The sequence below is a fragment of the Aquimarina muelleri DSM 19832 genome (genome assembly GCF_000430665.1).
GTDB lineage: Bacteria > Bacteroidota > Bacteroidia > Flavobacteriales > Flavobacteriaceae > Aquimarina > Aquimarina muelleri.
The window spans coordinates 64,460-80,226 of record NZ_AUML01000009.1 but is presented as its reverse complement, the minus strand read 5'-3'; the positions used below and the strand labels follow the sequence as shown (position 1 = coordinate 80,226).

The following is a 15,767-nucleotide window of genomic DNA, read 5'->3' as shown; positions in this document are numbered from 1 at the left end:
ATAGTTAACAAAGGATATTGTATATAAGGAGGCTGTCATTAATACCCTTTACAACACATAAGGAAGATTAATCAAAACCCTCTAACTCCCTTTTTTTATAATTGTTGCAAAAATTCATCAAATATTAGTTAATATTTTTTTGAACGATAACTTTTTACTACTTTTAATTTGCTAAAAGCCAACATTATATGCGCAAAAATCAACTCGAAAACCTTAATAAAAATCCGTTAAAAACTTAACATTAAGATAAACTATGCGCGCATAAAGATTCGTTTTTTTGCAAAGAGTATTCATCTTATAAATTAGCATAAAACTGGGTACGATCTAAACAATTTTTGAAGTACGTAGTATTATGTTATTTTTTATTAAAAGTTAAAAAACAAACAATTAAACAACACTCATGAAAAAGATTACATTTTTATTAGTTGTAATCCTTATGGCAATCGTTGGGGAGACGTTTGCACAGGGGGTAGTAACAGGAACGGTATTTGACGCCGAATCAAATGCTCCACTACCAGGAGCAAATATTTTAGAAGCAAGAACTTCTAATGGAACTACAGCAGACTTTGATGGAAAATTTTCTATTAAAGTAAACAATCCAACAGGAACAATTAATATTTCTTATGTAGGGTTTAAGTCTAAAAACATCACTTTTGATGTAACTAACGGAAATCAGGATCTTGGAACTATTAGTTTAGACCTTGACAATTCTTTAGAAGAAATTGTGATTGTAGGATCTGGCATAGTTGATTTAGCAGAAGACAGAAAAACACCAATTGCAGTTTCTACCATCAAAGCTTCTGAAATTCAAGAAAAAACCGGGAATTTTGATCTTCCTGAAATTCTAAAATCTACACCATCTGTTCAAAACATAAAAGGAGGAGGATTTGGTGACGGAAGTATGTTTTTAAGAGGTTTTGATCAAACAAATACTGCTTTCTTATTGAACGGTCAACCTATAAATGGAATGGAAGATGGTAAAATGTATTGGTCTAACTGGTCTGGAGTTCTAGATGTAGCAAATGCTGTACAGGTTCAGCGTGGATTAGGATCTTCTAAATTAGCTATTTCATCAGTAGGAGGTACTGTGAACATTGTTACTAAGACTATTGATAATAAAGAAGGAGGATTTATACAGCAAATGGTAGGTAATGATAACTATACTAAATCTACAGCATATTACTCAACTGGAGTTAATGAAAAAGGATGGTCTTTTTCTGCTTTATTTGGTCACTGGCAAGGAGATGGTTATGTTGACTTTACTTCGGGACAAGGGCAAACTTACTTTTTTTCGGTAGGATATCAACCAAATGAAAATCATTCTATTAACTTTCTTCTTACTGGAGCTCCTCAATGGCATGCTTCAGCTGGTAGAGGCAGCATAGCTGAATTTTTAGAAAATGGCAGAAAATATAATTCATGGAATTTCAATGCTGCTGGAAGTCCAAATAAAATTGAAGGAGGACTATATCCAGGTGGTAGAAATATATATCACAAACCTGTTTCAAACTTAGCTTGGGATTGGACTATAGATGAACAATCTTCTTTATCTACAGTACTATATGGTTCATTAGGGAGAGGAGCATTTGCTTCTGCTATAACAGATCGTGATACAGGGGAACTTCAATATGCTAGAGGTTCTTATAACAATCACAACTGGTATGGTGTTATATCTAATTATAATAGACAATTAAGTGATAATCTTGAATTTAATTTTGGTGCAGATGTAAGAACTTATAATGGTATCCACTTTAGAGGGGTAACTGAATTCATCGGGGTTCAATCTGTCGATGCAAACAGCGAACTCTTAGGTGAGTATTCTCTAACAAATTCTTATGGAGGTATTAACCCTTGGAATATGGTATTTAACCCAAATAAAGATAATAACCAACGTTTTGGATATAACTATGAAGAGATAATAACCTATTATGGTACATTTGGGCAATTAGAATATTCGAAAGATTCATTCTCTGCTTTTTTTCAAGGATCTATATCTAATCAGGATCATCAAGTAACAGACTCTTTTAACTATGAAAAAGAAACAAAATCCGATAAAGTATCTAATATAGGGTATAATATAAAAGGAGGTGCGGCCTATATAATATCTGATGCCCATAAAGTATTTGCTAATGCAGGATATTATTCTCGTCAACCATTTCATGATGATTTATTTGATAATATTAGAGAATCTGTAAATTTAATAAACCCTGCTGTTGACAACCAGACTATTACTGGACTTGAGGTAGGATATCAATTTAAAGGAGAAAAAATCTCTGCAAACTTAAATGCTTATCACACAATCTGGGATAACAGAACCGTATTAGATAACAACGGTGAAGATCAAGAAACCACGGAATATGAGTCTTACCAAACTCAAGGTGTAAAACAAATACATAAAGGCGTTGAATTAGAGGTACTGACAAGTCCTTTTGAAAACCTTCGATTAAATGGATTCATTTCTATAGGAGATTGGGTATATGATGGAAATGCGAGTCAAAGAACTTTTGATGGAAATGGAACTGAAAAAGGAGAAAAAGAAGAAATTAAAATTGATGGCTTTAAAGTTGGAGGAGCAGCTCAGGTTACTGCTGGAATCTCTTCAAAATACATAATAGCCCCAAGATTTGTAATAGATGCCAATTGGAATTGGTACAATGATCTATATTCTCAAGGATCTTTAACTAAAAAATCATTAGCATTACCTTCATATAACACTGTTGACACTGGCTTGTCATACAAAGTTTTAGTTGGAAAGGAAGATAAAAATTCCATACAATTTCGTTTTAATTTAAATAATGTATTTGATGAAGTATATTTAGAATCTGTTTTTGGTAATGAAGAAGCTTCTTCAAATATCGAAGAGAATTATAAAGGTGTTAATACTTCAAACAATGGTCGTTTTGGTTATGGTCGGACTTGGAATGTAAGTTTACGTTACAACTTCTAAGATATAAAAATTATATTTAAAAAAAAACCTCGTTCGATAATCGAACGAGGTTTTTTGCTTTTATACCCCTTTGGATATCACTTATCTACCACTAATCTAGAAGAATTATATCCTATATAAAATGTAGGGTGAGAGGATTTAAATCGTTTCATTAACCTATCCAGTCTTTTTAAGATTTGTGTTATTTCTTTAAATTGATCGTCCAAGCTTAAGGTAGCTACTTTAGAAGCTATTTGAAAAGCTCTTGGTTTTTGTCTTTTTTCCAGAAAATTATTTGCCAAGATTTTTACATCTTCGATCTCTTCTTGTGTCGCTCCATACTCTTGCATTGCTGGCAAAGTATCTTCAGAAAGTTGAATCATAGCAAGCACTTTGGTTTCGAAGTCTTCGTTAGGTAACTTAAAATAATCGGAAGCGGTATTACTGGATCGGGATAGTAACTCTGCGTTTTCGGTATCTTCGGCATACGATTGGATTGCATCATCGATAATATCCATTTTATCTGCAATTGTTTTTTTAATTTCACGCTGTGAACTTCCTATAAATACCTGAGCTTCATTTTGATCTTTGGCCGTTTCTTTGATTTCAGAAATAAGCTGTGCTAATCTATTTTTGGTTTCTCCAAAAACAGGAATAGTGTTCCATATAGCTGTATGCAAATTTAGATGGTTATCGGTTGCTTGAGCCATTTCTAACCGATTGATTTGTGTCTGTTTCATAAATAAAGTAAATTTTAAAAGTTATTATTTTATGTTTAACAGCACAATATTAAAATATATTAGTTTCATTTTTCGGAACTTTGTGTTTTTACCCCATCTTTTTTACATTTTTTTTAAACGTTTCGGTATATTTTCTGATACTTAAACCTTATATCTTAGGACTCTGAGGTTATTTCTTGACTCTCCGAAGAAGTTTCTCAGGACTCCGACCTTATTTCCTAACACACCGAGGATGTTTCCTAGCTCTCCTGTAATATTTCCTGATACTCCGAGCATGTTTCCTGGCTCTCCTGTAAGGTTTCCTAACACTCCGAGTATGTTTCTTCGCCCTCTGGGGTTGTTTCTCAGTACTTCGAGCTTGTTTCCTTTGCTTTTTATTTATCCCCCTACCCCCAATTGCTACTTAAAAAAATAGCATTTTTATACTTTAATTTCTAATCCTCATTATTCTTTTTTAACCAAAAGAAATAAACTACTTCAAAATCGTTTGAGGCTTTACTTTTTAAGCATTTATATTTTTTCTAAAAAAACAGCAATTATTTTGTAAGCATTACTATAGTATAACGACAGTAAGAAAACCAACTTTGACATATATATCTAACACAAAATTAACAACATGAAAAACGTATTTCAATGGGTTCTTATCCTTGCACTGTGCATAGGATGCAAAAAGGATTCCAAACAAAAAGACAAAGACTATGTTCCGGTTTCTATTGGAACTAAATCAGAGACAACATCAGAAATCGACAAAAAAGCTCGGAAAACCTTTGGAGCATTGCCCAAGATAGCCGAAAATAAAAACAATCCCATTTTTCATGAAAAAGTAGTTCTTGGTAAAAAATTGTATTATGAAAAAAGACTCTCTAAGGACAATACACAAAGTTGTAATACCTGTCATAATTTAAAAACGTATGGGGTAGACAACCTATCTTTTTCGATAGGTAATGATGGTAAGCCAGGAGGACGCAACTCTCCTACAACTCTTAATGCTGCACTACATATATCCCAATTTTGGGATGGACGCGAACCCGATGTAGAAGCACAGGCAGGAGGCCCAATCTTAAACCCTATAGAAATGGCAATGCCCAGCGAAAAAGTAGTGGTAGATCGAATATCTAAAATTGACGAATACATCGAGCTTTTTGGCAAAGCGTTCCCCAAGGAAAAACAACCTATAACCTATAAAAATATAGAAAAAGCCATTGGCGCTTTTGAGCGAAAACTAATTACCCCATCTAAATTTGATACTTATATAGCAGGCGAAAATTCTGCATTAAATAAATACGAAAAACAAGGTATGGAAACCTTTATAAGTGTTGGCTGTACCACTTGTCATTCTGGAGCATTATTAGGAGGGGATATGTACCAAAAATTTGGACTTACCGTAAATTATTGGGATCACACAAAAAGCAAAAATATTGATAATGGTAAATTTGATCTTACCAAAAATGAAGCAGATAAATATGTATTTAAAGTTCCATCATTACGTAATATTGAAAAAACCGCACCTTACTTTCATGATGGTAGTGTCCAAAATCTTAGAAAAGCCATTGCTATTATGGGAGAGACGCAATTAAACCAAAAATTGAGTTCACAACAAGTAAATGAGATTCATTTGTTTTTACAAACCTTAACAGGAGAAGTCCCACAAGAAGCACTAGAGTAAGAAGCATCTGTTTATAGTTTTAGTCCAATAAAAGATCTTTTTGTTTTGTGAGAAATACATAATAATCATAATTCTTTGTTTTTTTAAAAACGAGGTTTTTTTATGCATTATATGTACCTTTGAATAAACTAAACACCTCATTATGTACGAAGCTATTCAAATCGTTCACTCTTATTGGGCTTATCTTGTTGTTCTTGTTGTTACCTTAGCTACAATCAATGCACTTATTGGGTTCTTTACCAAAAAAGAATATGGCCCAAAAGATTTTAGAATTTCTTTATTTGCGCTTATTGTAACGCATATTCAACTTTTAATAGGTATTATTATTTTCTTTGTATCCCCCCTTGTTGTCTGGTTCTCAGGAACTCATAAAGTAGGCGAAATCATGAAAGATGCTACTCTACGATTATATAATGTAGAGCATCCTATGGTAATGATTTTAACTATTGTTTTTATCACTATGGGATATTCTAAACACAAGAAAAAGCTTACCTCTACACCAAAATTTAAAATATTAGCTATTTTTTATACTATTGCATGGATTCTTATGCTATCCAGAATTCCTTGGGCAAATTGGTTTTAAAATAGTAACATATATCTTGAAATCAAGTATAACATTAAACCCTTCAGAACGCTCAAAATTGTGATTTGTGAAGGGTTTTTTAGGCTTTCGAAACAAATTACCCCATTCCATAAGCAGTTAAAATTAAACTTCTGCCTTCTGCATAATCTCTATGCTCACACAAATAAATACCTTGCCAAACTCCCATATTTAATCTCCCATTCGTAATTGGTATAAGAACCGAAGCTCCTAGTAATGAAGCTTTAATATGAGCTGGCATATCATCAGGCCCTTCGTAGGTATGTTTATAATAAGGTGCTCCCTCAGGAACCATGATATTCATATGGCTTTCAAAATCCTCACGTACTGTAGCATCTGCATTTTCGTTTATAGTAATACTGGCAGAAGTGTGTTTAATAAACACCTGTAATTGGCCTATTTTAATATCTTTGATTTCAGTAATTTCTGTAACTACCTGTTTGGTTATAAGGTGAAATCCCCTTGGATAAGGAGAGAATTGGATCTCTTTCTGAAAAAATTTCATTTCCTATTTTTATTTTTTAAATTATCGTATTTCTTATTCCCTTAGAATCTGTACCGTTTATTATTGCAAGATTTCCAAATTTAAGTGAGTATAAAATACATATTGATAAATATATCTATCTTAAAAACAAAAAAACATACTACTTCACAAATTGTATTAGGCTTAAAAACCTATTCAAATTGTAGAATTTTCAATAAAAGATAATATTTTATAAGTTTTTGCTAATTTAATACAAATTTCACAGTGCCACCATATTCTATTTATGGTAACTACATACCTTTGCATCTTATAAATTATAAATCAATATGGATTTAGCTAAGATTAAAATGGTTGCTACAGATATGGACGGCACACTTCTTAATAGTAAAGGAGAAGTAAGTCAACATTTCTTTGAACTCTTTGAAGAATTACGTAGCCTTGGGGTAACTTTTGTTGCTGCTAGCGGTAGACAATATTATAGTATTATCAATAAGCTAAAACCTATTAAAGATGATATTTATGTTATTGCAGAAAATGGTGCATTAACTATGCGACAAGATAATGAATTGCAAACTACAGAGATTGATCGCCAAACGTATCTGGAATTATTAGAGATTATTAAAACTCTAAAAGGCTCACAAGTTGTTTTATGTGGGCGAAAATGCGGGTACGTCGATAACCATGAACAAAGTTTTATAGATATGTTTAGCGAGTTTTATGATCGCTATCAAATAGTTGAAAATCTTGCAGATATCACCGATGATCAATACCTTAAAATTGCTATTTGTAATCAAAAAGGAGCAGAAGAATATCTGTATCCAGCTTTTAAACATCTCGAAAATAGTTTAAAAGTAAAGGTGTCTGGAGAGATTTGGCTAGATCTTTCTCACAATCTTGCCAATAAAGGTTATGCATTACAACAACTACAAGAAAGTTATAATATATCCCCAGAAGAAACTATGGTATTTGGAGATTATAATAATGATATAGAGATGATGACCAGAGCTACATACAGTTTTGCAATGGAAAATGCACATCCCAATGTTAAAGCTATTGCCAACTACACTACAAAAAGTAATAATGAAAATGGGGTAGAATATATGTTAGAAAAAATGATTCTAGCCAAAAAAGCTTTGATTAATATATAAATTATTTTTAATCAAAAAACTGCATATTAACATATACTAATATGCGGTTTTATCCATTTTTTCTTCCCATTGTTTAAAGACTGCAACAGCTTCTTCGCGCATTAACCCAATAAAATTGATTTGTCGGTTATCTATTCCTTTATCTAATTCATCATAAATAAACTGATCGTCAAAATCAATAGCCGCTGCATCTTCTTTTGTACAACCATAAAACACTTTTTGGGGTCTTGCCCAATAAATTGCACCAAGGCACATCGGGCAAGGTTCGCACGAAGTATAAATGATGCAATCCTCTAACTGAAATGTTTTTAATTTTCTACACGCTTCTCGTATAGCAACCACTTCGGCATGAGCAGTAGGATCATTGGTAGAGGTAACACTATTACATCCCTCTGCTATTATTTGATCATCCTTTACAACTACAGCTCCAAAAGGGCCTCCTGTATTAGAATTCATTCCTTGTTCGGCTACCGCAATAGCTCTACCCATAAAATATTTATCTCTTTCTGTCATGTATCTTTAGTTTGGATAAAAACCAATTCCTATTTTTAAGGATTTTGTATATGCTTATAGTAATCCCTATCCTGATTTATTGCAAGACCACATAATGTTCTTGCAAAAATATATTTTGATTTTTGAATGTAACCTTTATGAAATTATAATTCCAATACAGATTAAAAACGATCTACTACGGTGTGTATTTATAGTTTAATCGTTAAGCTTAAGGACTGCCATAAATGCTTCTTGAGGGATTTCTACGTTACCTACTTGACGCATACGTTTTTTTCCTTTTTTCTGCTTTTCTAATAATTTACGCTTACGAGAAATATCTCCTCCATAACATTTTGCCGTTACATCCTTACGCAGGGCTTTTACCGTTTCACGAGCAATAAACTTAGCTCCGATCGCTGCTTGTATAGGGATATCAAATTGTTGACGAGGGATTAATTCTTTTAACTTTTCGCATATCTTTTTACCAATATCATAGGCATTGTCTTTATGTAATAATGCAGATAATGCATCTACAATATTACCATTAAGCAAGATATCTACTTTTACCAATTTAGAAGCTCTAAGACCAATAGGAGAATAATCAAAAGAGGCATACCCCTTGGACACAGTTTTTAAACGATCATAAAAATCAAAAACAATCTCTGCCAATGGCATATCAAAAGTTAATTCTACTCGCTCTGTAGTTAAATAGGTTTGATTGGTAATCTCTCCCCGTTTTTCGATACACAACGACATTACAGAACCCACAAAATCAGATTTGGTAATAATAGAAGCTTTAATATAAGGTTCCTCGACACGATTCATCGAAGATGGATCTGGTAAATCTGATGGATTATTAACAATAATTATATCGTCTGGATCTTTATTAGTAAAGGCATGATAGGATACGTTAGGTACCGTAGTGATAACGGTCATATTAAATTCGCGTTCCAGACGTTCCTGAATAATCTCCATGTGTAACATTCCTAAAAACCCACATCTAAAACCAAAACCTAAGGCTGCAGAACTTTCTGGTACAAATACCAGAGATGCATCATTAAGTTGTAGTTTTTCCATAGAACTACGAAGTTCTTCATAATCTTCGGTATCCACAGGATATATACCCGCAAACACCATAGGTTTTACATCCTCAAAACCAGCAATTGCATTTTTTGTAGGAGTTTTAGCATCGGTAATAGTATCTCCTACTTTTACCTCACGAGCATCTTTAATACCTGTAATAAGATACCCTACATCTCCAGTTTTGATAACCTGTTTAGGAACCTGATTTAGTTTTAAAGTTCCAACCTCATCTGCAAAATAGTTCTTCCCTGTAGCAACAAATTTTATCTGTTGTCCTTTTTTAATTTCTCCGTTTACTACTCTAAAATAAGTTTCTACTCCTCTAAAAGGGTTGTATACCGAATCAAAAATCAATGCTTGTAATGGTTCGTCTTCTACTCCTTTTGGCGCAGGAATTCGTTCGATAACTGCAGTTAATATTTCTTCGATCCCAATACCTGTCTTGGCACTGGCAGGAATTACATCTTCTGGATCACACCCTAATAGATCTACAATATCATCGGTTACCTCTTCTGGATTTGCACTAGGTAAATCTACTTTATTAAGTACTGGTATAATCTCCAGATCATTCTCTAATGCCAGATATAAATTAGAAATGGTTTGTGCTTGTATACTTTGTGCAGCATCTACAATAAGCAAAGCTCCTTCACAAGCTGCGATAGATCGGGAAACCTCGTAAGAAAAATCCACATGACCAGGAGTATCAATAAGGTTTAAAATATATTTTTCACCTTTATACATATACTCCATCTGTATCGCATGACTTTTGATAGTAATACCTCGCTCCCGTTCCAGATCCATACTATCCAAAAGTTGTGCTTGTGCTTCGCGAGCAGTTACAGAACCTGTAAAATCCAATAATCGATCTGCCAACGTACTTTTACCGTGGTCGATATGTGCTATAATGCAAAAATTTCTAATGTTTTTCATGTATGGTTTCTCTTGTCTTATATACCATCTACTCTACATAATCGTTTCGTTTGGTATGCTAATCCTAATTTAAGTACCTGTTTAAAGGTAATTCATCTTTTTTCAAAATAATTAAGGGCATGACCTTACATTGCATTACAGGTCGGGCTATACGCGCTACATGGTAGCTTGCTTCTATCCCTCACGCAGTATTCACGCTCTTAATGACTTGCAAATATAATCGATTTTAGAAGGTTTATACTATCTCCTACTATATTTTTAGACCTCACAGGTCTTGAAGACCTGTGAGGTCTGAAAGAATTTGTACTTTTGCCAAAAAAACAAATCCCGTGGCCAAAATAGGAGACATAGATGTAGGAGAATTCCCTTTGTTGCTAGCACCAATGGAGGATGTAAGCGACCCACCTTTTCGCGCATTATGCAAAGAGCAAGGTGCTGATGTGGTATACACCGAATTTATATCCAGCGAAGGGCTGATTCGAGATGCGGCAAAAAGTGTAATGAAACTGGATATTTATGAAAAAGAACGTCCTGTGGGAATTCAGATTTTTGGTGCCAATCTAGATTCGATGTTAAAATCTGTAGAGATTGTAGAAGCTTCTGGACCAGATATTATTGACATTAATTTTGGATGCCCTGTAAAAAAAGTGGTCAGTAAAGGTGCTGGAGCGGGGATACTTAAAGACATAGATCTTATGGTATCGCTTACCAAAGCGATGGTAGAACACACTAAATTACCAATAACGGTAAAGACCCGATTGGGATGGGATCATGATTCTATAAAAATTATAGAAGTAGCAGAACGATTACAAGATGTAGGAGCCAAAGCAATCGCCATACATGGTCGAACCAGAGCGCAGATGTATAAAGGTAATGCGGATTGGCGGCCTATTGCCGATGTAAAAAATAACCCTAGAATGCATATTCCTGTATTTGGCAATGGTGATGTGGATACTCCAGAACGCGCTATGGAAATGAGGGATCAATATGGCTTAGATGGTGCTATGATCGGTAGGGCAAGCATTGGTTATCCTTGGTTTTTTAAAGAAGTTAAACACTACTTTAAGACAGGCGAGCACTTATCTCCTCCGACCATAGAGGAGCGTGTTTCTGCAGCACGCAGACATTTGCAAATGGCAATAGACTGGAAAGGAGAAAAACTAGGTGTTTTTGAAACCCGAAGACATTATACTAATTACTTTAAAGGGATTCCGCATTTTAAAGAGCATCGAACCAAGATGGTAACCAGCGATTTACCTGAAGATGTATTTGCTGCTTTTGATGAAGTAGAATCTACGTTTAAAGGATTCGAATTTGTATAGAAACATTGCTCTTTCAGTTTCCTTTCCCTAAGCACTTTACTATTCTGCCCTTCGAGTTACCTCAGGGCACTATTGGTTTTTGTCATTCCAGCGTAGGCTGGAATCTATTGTTAATAATCCTAACGCTAAATGGATTCCAGCCTACGCTGGAATGACAAAAAATTGAATGTATTGTACTAAAAAGTAATAAAGAATACACAGTCATTGTCATTCCGTTGAAGAATGGAATCTATTTTAGGAGACAAAATGTAAAACCAGAAAATGTAACATAATAAAGTTAAATGTTTACTTGCCCTTCGAGTTACCTCAGAGCACTATTTACACTAAGCCTTTCGGCAAAATCAGAATAAGCTTGGCGAGGGAGCAACGTATCGAGGAGTAAAAACGGATAGCCCGTCCGAACACCCAAATACATATATCAATATTAACTAACCAGTTTTTGATTAATCCTACTAGATGCTAATAATGAAGCTATAAAACCGATTACAGTAATTGTAAAAAATACAACAATAAAACTCATAACGGTTATGCGAGTTGGGTATGGCAGTGATGGAGTGATCATTAATAGCCCAAATTGTTGCTGCAACACAATGAGTATTAATCCTAAAAGTAATCCTAGTAAAGTTCCTAAAACAGTCATAAGAGAACCTTGAAACAAAAATATTTTTCTAATACTTACCAAAGATGCTCCAACATTGTATAATGTTTTTACATTACTTCTTTTATCAATAATCATCATTATAATAGCTCCCGCAACATTAAACAATGCAATAACGGCGATCAAGGTGATTACCAGGTAGGAAACCAAATTTTCGGTATTTAGCATCTTATACAACGTATCATTAAGCTGCATCCTGTTTTTTATAATCACTTTAGTATCCAGTATGGATTGTAAATTTTGCCTAACCTCCTCTTCATTTGCTTGCGGAGACAATTTAAGTTCAATATGGGTTACTTTATTCTCTGACAACTCCAGCAACTTACGAACCATACCTATAGTAGCAAAAATATATTTTTTATCCAGCTCCTCGTTTACACTATAAATACCAATGGTTACTGCTTTTTCTGAACTAAATGCTTTAGATGGATCACTAGGGATACCTTTTCCGGGTTTAGGAACGTAGATGCTAAGCAAATTGGTATAGGTTTGCTCTGGCACCATACTAAGTTCTCTACTAATACTATTACCTGCAACTATCTGAAAATCGTTATTGGTCAACCACTCTCCATACATTATAATACTATCGGTATAGATAACCTTAGGGTAATTAACATCTACTCCTTTTATAAATGTAGTTTTTTGTTTATTTCGATAGTCTAAAAAGACACGTTCTTCTACAATTTCAGAAAAATGGGCAACACCATCTAACTTAGTAAGTTTTTCTTTTTGGGTTTTGGTAAACGTAAATGTTTTTCCACTTTCTGGAAAAATCTTTAGATCGGGATCAAAATAGGTAGAAAACTGAAGACTAAAATCTTTAAGCCCTGCAAATCCCGAAAGTACCAAAAACAAAGCCATTGAACCTATTACCACTCCTGTAGCTGCAATAATGGTAATGATATTAATGGCATTACTGCTACCAGGTGAAAATAAATATCGCTTTGCGATGTAGTACGAAAAATTCACTTCTTTTTACGTCTTTCCAGAAGTTCGGGATTATTTATAGGATCGTCTTTACCTTTTACTGCTTCTTCTATATTAGAAATATACTCTAAAGAATCGTCTATAAAATACGATAGCTCTGGCATACGGCGCAACTGGTGCTTGGTGCGCTGTGCTACTTTGTGTTTTATTTGTGATTTTACCGCATTTACTTCTTTTAATACCTTTTCACCTTCCTGATGCGGAAAAATACTCATATACACTTTTGCTATAGATAGGTCCGTTGTTACAGTTACTTTGGTTACAGAAACCAATATCCCTTGCACTCCTGCTTCTCGCAACGCAATTTGTATTACATCTGCTACATCTTGTTGCAATACTCCTGCAATTTTTTTCTGTCTGTTTGTTTCCATAGCACAAAAATACATATTAAAATCATTAAGACATAGAGCGGTTTTGTTTTTAAAAACTTAGATTATATCATTTGTTGTTTGAATTTTGTCGTAAGCACTCGAAATGGGATAGATTAAGGCCTTTCAAAAAAGATAATAAATTAAAGCATTTGTTGTTTCATAGGATTTTTTAGCTAAAGCTTTAAAAAAGAATTTATTTATCGGTACTTAAAATAAATGAAAAATGTTAAATATTCGCTAAAATCATTAAAAAGCATAGGGTAACCGTAAGTGTAATACGTTATATACGTACAAATATACTTAAAGTAAAAAACACAAGTTTGTAGAAATAACAATACAATTGAAACTGCCATGATTAGTATAAGTTGAGTTTGTGTAAATACAATTATGTTTCAATTTAGACTCCTGAGATTAGTTACCTCGGGAGTTGTTTTTTTTATAAAATATAGGCTATGTAATGAGTTCATACTGGGTTTAGAGATATAAAAAAATGTTTTTATGCAGTTTTGTGCTACCAACAAGAATAATTGTACTTTTATTGGATACGTTATAAACAGTAAAAATGAATCCTATCAAGAAAATAGAACACTTAGGCATTGCTGTAAAAGATATAGAGCAAGCAAATAAACTATATGAAAAACTTTTGGGAGTACCCCCATATAAACAAGAGGCTGTAGAAAGCGAAGCCGTACTTACTTCTTTTTTTAAAGTAGGCGACAGTAAGATAGAGTTATTGGCAAGCACCAATGAGGATGGCCCTATCGGAAAATTTATAGCAAAAAAAGGAGAAGGTATACATCATATTGCTTTTGATGTAGAAAATATCGAAATAGAATTGGATCGATTAGAAAAAGAAGGCTTTCAATTAATCAACAAAACTCCTAAATCTGGTGCCGATAACAAATTAGTTGCCTTTTTACACCCAAAAAGCACCAATGGGGTTTTGATAGAATTATGTCAGGAAAAACCTGTAAATCAAGGAGAAAACTAAAGCATCTACAGGATTTTACTTACCGGTATAAAAAAGATATTCAAAATTATATAAAAAATGTTTGGCGTGTTTATATCAAATGTTTAAATTTGCGCTCGTTTTAGGTCCCATAGCTCAGCTGGTTAGAGCACCTGACTCATAATCAGGGGGTCCATGGTTCGAGCCCATGTGGGACCACAAGTAACTATAAGCCTTACAGAGATGTAAGGCTTTTTTAATGCGCATACGATTTGCATACATTCGTTCTCAATATTGCAAGCTAATTACGGATCAAGCCCAAAAGTTGTGGGATTTAGCACTTAAGCAAAAATAGTTGATAGCCTAAATAAGAAGAAACCTACGTTTCTTACACCTCTAAACTGGGCTCTGAAGGCTTTAATAGACCCTATTAAAAACTACACCAACTTAATATCCTCTTTAAACAACATATGTATATATTCTGCATGCACCTCTACATGATGCTTATCTTCTATACAATGAAAAAGCAGATGAATTAAACCATAATCTCCCAGACTATCCCTATACTCATGCTTTGCTTTGTTTTTTACCCATAAAATAAAACAGCATAAATGACCTATCTCCCCCAATTTTTGAGAATCTTTTAAACATTCTCTGAATTTTTTTAAAGACATACACGCATATTCATCATACTTTTTTTTACAAAAATTATAATCAAAAGTATGCTTATACGATTGTAGTTTTCTATTTTGTATTTCATAATTAACACCACTCATATCATAAGAATCATTTACATTAGGTATTTATATTACCATAGTCATACGCTTTTTTTAGATTATTTCAGGTTTTACAAAACACATGCCAAGAGTCTAAAAAATAAACCTAATAAAAAGCAAAAAGACTTAAATTTTTGATAAATCAACAAATAGACATATGGAAATATTCCATTGTAAAAATACAAAATTTGGAATAATTCCAACTATATTTAAAGAATTTATGCTCTTGTTTTTTTCAAAACAACTCACCTTACCTACCATGTCACATTATCAAAAACATATACAATCAACTAAAAAACAGATATTTAAAAACTACAAAAACACAATATCTGTTAATAAAACATAATAAGTTTATTTTTAGATATCAAATTTGACTCTTACATTTACTTTAATCTTTGATATAAGTATAGTATGTTTTTTGGGGAAAGAACCACTGTTATAAAAAAGAGAAAACAAATCAAAATATAAAACCATGCAGTACAAAGTAATTGATGCAAAAAGCCAATATTTTGGCAAAGTATTGGATTTCGAATCCTGCGCTACTTTAAGTGATTTAGGAGGAGTTCTTTTAAAAATAGAAACAAACAGAGTTTCACTTTTTAAATTTAATGAAGTAGAATTAGTATAACTACCG

14 protein-coding genes and 1 tRNA gene are annotated in these 15,767 nt (G+C 33.3%); 8 read left to right on the top strand and 7 right to left on the bottom strand.

What is annotated here, in order from left to right:
* Positions 1 to 400 precede the first annotated feature (400 nt).
* Positions 401 to 2,947 (top strand): TonB-dependent receptor, encoded by a 2,547-nt coding sequence (locus H527_RS0106110; protein ID WP_027411883.1) that lies wholly within the window; start codon positions 401 to 403, stop codon positions 2,945 to 2,947.
* Between the two features lie 77 nt (positions 2,948 to 3,024).
* Here the strand turns inward: H527_RS0106110 and H527_RS0106105 are convergent, their stop codons facing one another.
* Positions 3,025 to 3,666, bottom strand: a complete 642-nt coding sequence (locus tag H527_RS0106105; RefSeq protein ID WP_027411882.1) for a hypothetical protein — start codon at positions 3,664 to 3,666, stop codon at positions 3,025 to 3,027.
* Between the two features lie 616 nt (positions 3,667 to 4,282).
* On the opposite strand from H527_RS0106105, the gene H527_RS0106100 reads away from it, so the two are divergent.
* Both H527_RS0106100 and H527_RS0106095 read left to right on the top strand, forming a co-directional pair.
* Positions 4,283 to 5,332 carry a cytochrome-c peroxidase gene (locus tag H527_RS0106100; protein ID WP_035087525.1) on the top strand — a complete coding sequence of 350 codons (1,050 nt, stop codon included), beginning with the start codon at positions 4,283 to 4,285 and terminating at the stop codon, positions 5,330 to 5,332.
* 142 nt (positions 5,333 to 5,474) lie between these two features.
* Positions 5,475 to 5,915, top strand: a complete 441-nt coding sequence (locus H527_RS0106095; RefSeq protein ID WP_027411880.1) for a hypothetical protein — start codon at positions 5,475 to 5,477, stop codon at positions 5,913 to 5,915.
* 97 nt (positions 5,916 to 6,012) lie between these two features.
* Here H527_RS0106095 and H527_RS0106090 read toward each other — a convergent pair whose 3' ends face one another.
* On the bottom strand, positions 6,013 to 6,438 hold the full coding sequence (locus H527_RS0106090) for a secondary thiamine-phosphate synthase enzyme YjbQ (protein ID WP_027411879.1): 426 nt from the start codon (positions 6,436 to 6,438) through the stop codon (positions 6,013 to 6,015).
* Between the two features lie 305 nt (positions 6,439 to 6,743).
* On the opposite strand from H527_RS0106090, the gene H527_RS0106085 reads away from it, so the two are divergent.
* A complete protein-coding gene (locus tag H527_RS0106085) occupies positions 6,744 to 7,565 on the top strand; it encodes a Cof-type HAD-IIB family hydrolase (protein ID WP_027411878.1) in 822 nt (273 codons plus the stop codon).
* 36 nt (positions 7,566 to 7,601) lie between these two features.
* Here H527_RS0106085 and H527_RS0106080 read toward each other — a convergent pair whose 3' ends face one another.
* Both H527_RS0106080 and lepA read right to left on the bottom strand, forming a co-directional pair.
* Positions 7,602 to 8,078 (bottom strand): nucleoside deaminase, encoded by a 477-nt coding sequence (locus tag H527_RS0106080; protein WP_027411877.1) that lies wholly within the window; start codon positions 8,076 to 8,078, stop codon positions 7,602 to 7,604.
* A 195-nt stretch (positions 8,079 to 8,273) separates the two neighbouring features.
* Positions 8,274 to 10,070 (bottom strand): translation elongation factor 4, encoded by a 1,797-nt coding sequence (gene lepA, locus H527_RS0106075; RefSeq protein ID WP_027411876.1) that lies wholly within the window; start codon positions 10,068 to 10,070, stop codon positions 8,274 to 8,276.
* A 329-nt stretch (positions 10,071 to 10,399) separates the two neighbouring features.
* Here lepA and dusB point away from each other — a divergent pair, with 329 nt between their 5' ends.
* On the top strand, positions 10,400 to 11,392 hold the full coding sequence (gene dusB / locus H527_RS0106070) for a tRNA dihydrouridine synthase DusB (RefSeq protein ID WP_027411875.1): 993 nt from the start codon (positions 10,400 to 10,402) through the stop codon (positions 11,390 to 11,392).
* Positions 11,393 to 11,816: 424 nt separating this feature from the next.
* Here the strand turns inward: dusB and H527_RS0106065 are convergent, their stop codons facing one another.
* Both H527_RS0106065 and rbfA read right to left on the bottom strand, forming a co-directional pair.
* Positions 11,817 to 13,019, bottom strand: a complete 1,203-nt coding sequence (locus H527_RS0106065; RefSeq protein ID WP_027411874.1) for an ABC transporter permease — start codon at positions 13,017 to 13,019, stop codon at positions 11,817 to 11,819.
* Entirely contained in the window at positions 13,016 to 13,408 is a 393-nt protein-coding gene (gene rbfA / locus H527_RS0106060; protein WP_027411873.1) for a 30S ribosome-binding factor RbfA, read from the bottom strand. Before rbfA ends, H527_RS0106065 begins: the two co-directional genes overlap by 4 nt.
* A 571-nt stretch (positions 13,409 to 13,979) precedes the next feature.
* Between rbfA and mce the strand changes: the two genes are divergently transcribed.
* Entirely contained in the window at positions 13,980 to 14,399 is a 420-nt protein-coding gene (gene mce / locus H527_RS0106055; protein WP_027411872.1) for a methylmalonyl-CoA epimerase, read from the top strand.
* Positions 14,400 to 14,502: 103 nt separating this feature from the next.
* Positions 14,503 to 14,576, top strand: a tRNA-Ile gene (locus H527_RS0106050).
* Positions 14,577 to 14,794: 218 nt separating this feature from the next.
* Here H527_RS0106050 and H527_RS0106045 read toward each other — a convergent pair.
* Positions 14,795 to 15,133 carry a hypothetical protein gene (locus H527_RS0106045; protein ID WP_027411871.1) on the bottom strand — a complete coding sequence of 113 codons (339 nt, stop codon included), beginning with the start codon at positions 15,131 to 15,133 and terminating at the stop codon, positions 14,795 to 14,797.
* Between the two features lie 472 nt (positions 15,134 to 15,605).
* Here H527_RS0106045 and H527_RS23875 point away from each other — a divergent pair, with 472 nt between their 5' ends.
* Complete coding sequence (locus tag H527_RS23875; RefSeq protein ID WP_155837816.1) at positions 15,606 to 15,761, top strand: hypothetical protein; 156 nt, start codon at positions 15,606 to 15,608, stop codon at positions 15,759 to 15,761.
* Positions 15,762 to 15,767: the final 6 nt, after the last annotated feature.

Bases quoted from the DNA above. Each gene is read 5' to 3' on its own strand.
- H527_RS0106110 (WP_027411883.1), top strand. From the start codon at position 401: ATGAAAAAGATTACATTTTTATTAGTTGTAATCCTTATGGCAATCGTT.
- H527_RS0106105 (WP_027411882.1), bottom strand. From the start codon at position 3,666: ATGAAACAGACACAAATCAATCGGTTAGAAATGGCTCAAGCAACCGAT.
- H527_RS0106100 (WP_035087525.1), top strand. From the start codon at position 4,283: ATGAAAAACGTATTTCAATGGGTTCTTATCCTTGCACTGTGCATAGGA.
- H527_RS0106095 (WP_027411880.1), top strand. From the start codon at position 5,475: ATGTACGAAGCTATTCAAATCGTTCACTCTTATTGGGCTTATCTTGTT.
- H527_RS0106090 (WP_027411879.1), bottom strand. From the start codon at position 6,438: ATGAAATTTTTTCAGAAAGAGATCCAATTCTCTCCTTATCCAAGGGGA.
- H527_RS0106085 (WP_027411878.1), top strand. From the start codon at position 6,744: ATGGATTTAGCTAAGATTAAAATGGTTGCTACAGATATGGACGGCACA.
- H527_RS0106080 (WP_027411877.1), bottom strand. From the start codon at position 8,078: ATGACAGAAAGAGATAAATATTTTATGGGTAGAGCTATTGCGGTAGCC.
- lepA (WP_027411876.1), bottom strand. From the start codon at position 10,070: ATGAAAAACATTAGAAATTTTTGCATTATAGCACATATCGACCACGGT.
- rbfA (WP_027411873.1), bottom strand. From the start codon at position 13,408: ATGGAAACAAACAGACAGAAAAAAATTGCAGGAGTATTGCAACAAGAT.
- H527_RS0106045 (WP_027411871.1), bottom strand. From the start codon at position 15,133: ATGAGTGGTGTTAATTATGAAATACAAAATAGAAAACTACAATCGTAT.
- H527_RS23875 (WP_155837816.1), top strand. From the start codon at position 15,606: ATGCAGTACAAAGTAATTGATGCAAAAAGCCAATATTTTGGCAAAGTA.